The organism is Salegentibacter sp. (assembly GCF_041642575.1).
In the GTDB taxonomy this organism is placed as follows: Bacteria; Bacteroidota; Bacteroidia; order Flavobacteriales; family Flavobacteriaceae; genus Salegentibacter.
Genome location: NZ_JBEPWD010000121.1, coordinates 1 through 4,995 on the forward strand (window position 1 = coordinate 1; position 4,995 = coordinate 4,995).

Here is a 4,995-nt window from a genome sequence, read left to right on the forward strand (position 1 = left end):
GTGACATGGTTCTGTTGATACGTTGCACGGTTTCATCATAATTTTTACGATGATTATATATAATTCCGGTTTCGGGATTAAGCTCTTTTTGGTAACTACTTACCAACTTCTTGAGTTCATCCGATTGCTTTTTAAGATGAGACATGATGGGATTCACCTCTTTCTGTAAAAGGTTAAAAACTTTTTGTTCGCTGGAAGCATTCAGGCTTTCTTTTAGCTCTTTTCTGAAATCGGCAATCCTGAATTTCACCTGTTCATAAATAGGCAGTTTCTCCTTCGCGTAAGCTGTGTCTATAATTTCAACTATCAGCTTTAACTGGTGGAGCAGATCTTTCTGAATAGCATTGTTCCTGGCTTCTGAAGAGGCTACCACATCAATTTGACCGTAAAGAGGGAAAATATCTTTAAAAACAATGTCCTTAAATGAGGCCAGCCCATCTTCGTCAAAATCCCTGATGAATTTCTTGGCTTCTTTTTCAAAAACCCAAAGTACGCTGGGATGAATAGAAGTACATTCACTCTGAATAACCGCTTTTATCCTGTTTTCAAATTCGGTGCGGTTTCGGTCTACAGCCGTCGCAATATAAGGAAGGATCTCATCAAGCTTTATAGTATTGATGCTGTTGAGTTCATTTTTTCGGGTAGAAACCAGTTCCAGAACCCCAAGTAACTTATTATTCTTAATTACAGGTGCCAGAATACAACTTTTTATATCATTGGAAAGCAGTTGCTGAGAAAGCAGATTATTGTTATTCTTCTGAGCGTAAGCTTTCACATTAGGGATACTAAAGAAGCTTCGTTCTTCAAATAACTTTCTGAAACCTTCTTCACATAAACCCGATTTACAATCGCTTTCCTGCTTTTTGTTCAGAATAAAACTATGGGCCTCCTTGCTCTCCATTTTTTCAAAAACATTATCCTGGGAGTTGTATACCGTAAACCCAACCTTTAGATCGGGTATTTTATAAATAGACCTGAATATCTTCTGAAGTTTCAGCAATTCGTCTTTTTGTGAGGCTCTTTCAAAAAGCAAGGTGGTCTTTAATTCAGAAATGGCCTCATCCATAGTTACATCGGTAAGGTTTAGAATAACAAAACCGGTGAAGATCCAGCTCTGAGGTGGGAACATTTCCTTCCAAACTGAAACATCCTCGAAATTCTGAATTAATCTATCTACATCCCCCTCATTTATTTCCCTTGCTTTTTCGGTGGGTTCCAAATGCACAAAATCTCCATTCATAGCGATACGGTAGTGACGCATGATTTCGTTTTCGTCGGGGATATCGTAGTACAAAGGCCGTGAGAAATCTATATCATAGCCATAGTAATCGTTTAAAATATGAATACAAGCCTGGATGTAATACATATTCTCATCCATATTGCGCATCTCCAGCTTAAAATCTTTCCCCGCATCCTTCATTATACCTTTCAACCTCTTAGATCGGTTAAAAAATATATTATGGTAGGGTACAGATGCAGTTTTGATCTCGTTATTGCTTAAAATGCTCGGGAAGATATCATCCAGAAGGATCTTAATAGGCTCTCTTAATTCAGTAAGCTCATCAGGGTCTTCAATACCTTCGGTTAGCTGGGGAAAGGACTCGACATACTCAAGGATATTTTCGATATATTCACGGGAAATGCCTCCAATACCGTTTTCCAGTTGCTCCTTATAAACATCGATTACTTTTTTAAAACTTATCTTGATTTTTAAAGGAAAGTCTCCTATTTGTTCTTTCATTACCTAAAAATATAGCGTAAAATTACATTTAATGTAAAGTAGTAAACTATGGATCCTTCAAATTAACAATATTTTATTAAAATGGAAGAGTCTTCTAATTACAGTTGTTTATTTTTGCTAAAATTAAAATTAATATTTATGAAAAAACTATTAGCCATAGCCGGTTTGGCCTTAATTACGGTTTCCTGTCAGGAAGATGAAGGTTATTCTATTAAAGGTACGGCAGCAGGTATAGAGGATGGAAAGATGGTATATATTTCTGAACTTCAGAATCCCAATTCCCGACCTGAGAGAATAGATTCCACCACTATAAAAGATGAAAAATTTGAACTAAATCCTGGCGAGGTTGAAAACCCCAATTTAAGCTTCGTTGAAATAGAAGGCCTTAATGGTAATGTAATCTTTATTTCAGAAAATGAACCTATAAGTTTTGAAATTTATAAAGACAGTTTAAGATCTTCGGAAGTGAATGGCGGAAAGGAAAACCAGACCCTGGTAACATACCTGGATCACCTTCAGCAAACCAATGAGAAAGTGGGAGAAGGACGCCAGCAAATGCAAGAGGCATTCCAGCAAAGAGATTCAACTCAACTTAGAGTACTTCAGGAGAACGAAGCTGAATTAATGGATAACGATAAGGTTTTCAAAAAGAAAATGATAAAAGAAAATCCAGATTCATTTGTATCTGCAATGATCCTCCTGGACATGATTAACATGAAAACGGTTCCCGTTGGAGAAATTAAAGAACTTTACGCTGAACTCGGGGAAAATGTAAAACAGACTTCTCTGGCAAAAGCTCTTAAAGAAAAACTGGATAATGAAAGTGCGGTTGCCATTGGAAGCAAAGCCCCTAATTTTACTGCTCCCACCCCGGAAGGTGAGGATCTTTCTCTGGAAGACATCAGAGGAGAAGTTACCTTAATAGATTTTTGGGCTGCCTGGTGTAAACCCTGCAGAGTTGAAAACCCGAATATTGTTAAGATCTATGAAAAATACCACGACAAAGGACTTGAGGTCATAGGAGTTTCCCTGGATCGTCCAGGCCAGAGAGATAAATGGCTTAAGGCTATTGAAGATGATAAACTACCCTGGCACCAGGTTTCTAACCTTGAATTCTGGAATGAACCGGTGGCACAGAAATATGGCATTCGCTCAATTCCTGCTGCTTTCATTCTGGATAAAGATGGAATTATAGTAGCGCGGGATCTAAGAGGACAGCAGTTGGAAAATAAGATCGCAGAACTTTTAGGCGAGGAATAATCTTCTTTCAATATATAAAAGCAAAAAGCGCCTTAACAGGCGCTTTTTTAATTTCAGTATTTTTAGAATTCTAATGCAGATGGAAACCTACATTTACCTGGACACTAATCTCCATTTCCCCGGGAGAAATAGTTTCCTGGGAGCCGCCGGATTCTTCACTCATTTTCATATCGGCTACCCTGTATACGGGCTGATAATTATTGCCTGAAGATTCACTTATGCTAAATGCCTTGCCCACTTCCTGATTCAAAGGAGTGGCAAATTCTTCAGCCTTCTTTTTGGCTGCGAGAACTGCTTTCTTTCGCGCTTCAGTCTTATGTTTTTCAAGTTCAGAAGATTTGAACTGAATGCCATTGATTCCATTCAAGCCATTTTCAAGCAATCCACTCACTATTTCCTCGTATTTATCGAGGTCTTCCAAGGTGATTGAAATCGCTTGCCTGGCCACATAAGTGTATGTTTTATCGTTGTAATTATATCTTTTATTCAGGTTCACATAATTGGTCTGAATATTCTTTTCGGGGATATTCTTAGAGCTAAGATATTTCAGGATTGCATCGGCAGTTTGATCGTTTTCATTTTTAACCGTGCTGGCATTAACTCCCTCATGTTCTATTTGAGACTTAATAACAACCTGGTCCGGAACAACTTTTACGATCCCTTCTCCGGAAACAAAAATTCCCTGGTTTTGTTTATCGTCCTGGGCTTGTAAACCAATGCCCAATAAGACAGCGACAAGCAGAAGTAGCTTTTTCATAGTATATAGATTTAGTTTGGTCATAAGAATCAAGAAGAGTACCACTTTAGAGTTTTCCCATCTTTTGTAGAACAAAGAGTATTATTATAGGAACTGCAAGCAGGATAACCATTAGCAAATGATTTTCAAAAACCCAGGGCGCCAGGATAAGGGTTAAGATATAACCTCCCACAGCTCCACCGAAATGAGCATCATGACCAATATTACCCAGTCTCCTCTTCATCCCGTAAATGGTATACAAAAGATAACCAATTCCGAAGACATAAGCCGGAATGGGTATTATAAAGAACAATCCCAGCATCATATCCGGTCGGAGAAGAATTGCCGAGTACAGCACACCCATCACCGCGCCACTAGCTCCTACCGCACTGTAATGCAGTTCCTCTTTATGAAAGAACCATGAGAGCAAATTACCAAGAATTAGACTTACAAGGTAAACTAATATAAACCCGGTTGATCCAATCCCAAAGATCACCACGTTCGCAAAAAAATAAAGCGTAAGCATATTCACAAACAAATGGGTGGTATCTACGTGAAGAAAACCGGAAGTGAAAACCTGATATTTCGCGCCTCGTTTTAGATCTCCAATATTGAATTTGTACTTCTGAAAAAATGAATCATCTTTAAAACCTTTGAAAGAAATTAGAATATTTATGCCTATAATGATAATGGTAACAAGGTGTAGTTCCCCCATAACTGGATTTAGTTTAATGTCAAATATACCATATATTTGCGGAAACTTATCTTATGCAACGCCTGGTTTTCTGGTTAACCTATCCTCTGCTTTGGTTCATTTCCATACTTCCTTTCCGGTTGTTTTATCTTGTATCTGATGTGGTTTTTGTGTTGGTTTATTACATAATTGGGTACCGTAGGAAAACGGTAAAAGAAAACCTTGATCTGGTCTTTCCGGAAAAATCCCGGGAAGAAAAGAATAGAATTACGTTGAAATTTTATCGCCATATGTGCGATATTTTCCTGGAGATGATCAAGAGTATTTCCATTTCTGATGAAGAATTAAAAAAACGTTTTGTATTTACCAATCCGGAAGAATTTAAAAGAATCAAGAAACTCGATAAAAGCCTTATCGCGATGTGCGGGCATTATGCAAGTTATGAATGGATGATCGCACTTCAGCTACATGGCGTAGACTATAAGGCATTTGGAATCTACAAAAAGGTAAAAAACCCGTATTTCGACAAAATGGCAAGAGACATTCGGGGTAAATTTAATGGGG

5 protein-coding genes are annotated in these 4,995 nt (G+C 37.9%); 2 read left to right on the plus strand and 3 right to left on the minus strand.

What is annotated here, in order from left to right:
• The coding region (locus tag ACESK1_RS11945) for a GAF domain-containing protein (RefSeq protein WP_372920408.1) at nucleotides 1–1,741 on the minus strand (1,741 nt) is incomplete at its 3' end.
• Between the two features lie 138 nt (nucleotides 1,742–1,879).
• Between ACESK1_RS11945 and ACESK1_RS11950 the strand changes: the two genes are divergently transcribed.
• Complete coding sequence (locus tag ACESK1_RS11950; protein ID WP_372920409.1) at nucleotides 1,880–3,001, plus strand: redoxin domain-containing protein; 1,122 nt, start codon at nucleotides 1,880–1,882, stop codon at nucleotides 2,999–3,001.
• Nucleotides 3,002–3,071: 70 nt separating this feature from the next.
• On the opposite strand, the gene ACESK1_RS11955 is transcribed toward ACESK1_RS11950, so the two are convergent.
• On the minus strand, nucleotides 3,072–3,758 hold the full coding sequence (locus tag ACESK1_RS11955; protein ID WP_372920410.1) for an SIMPL domain-containing protein: 687 nt from the start codon (nucleotides 3,756–3,758) through the stop codon (nucleotides 3,072–3,074).
• Between the two features lie 46 nt (nucleotides 3,759–3,804).
• Entirely contained in the window at nucleotides 3,805–4,452 is a 648-nt protein-coding gene (locus ACESK1_RS11960) for a rhomboid family intramembrane serine protease (protein ID WP_372920411.1), read from the minus strand.
• Between the two features lie 53 nt (nucleotides 4,453–4,505).
• On the opposite strand from ACESK1_RS11960, the gene ACESK1_RS11965 reads away from it, so the two are divergent.
• Nucleotides 4,506–4,995: lysophospholipid acyltransferase family protein (locus ACESK1_RS11965; RefSeq protein ID WP_372920412.1), on the plus strand; the 490-nt coding region annotated here is incomplete at its 3' end.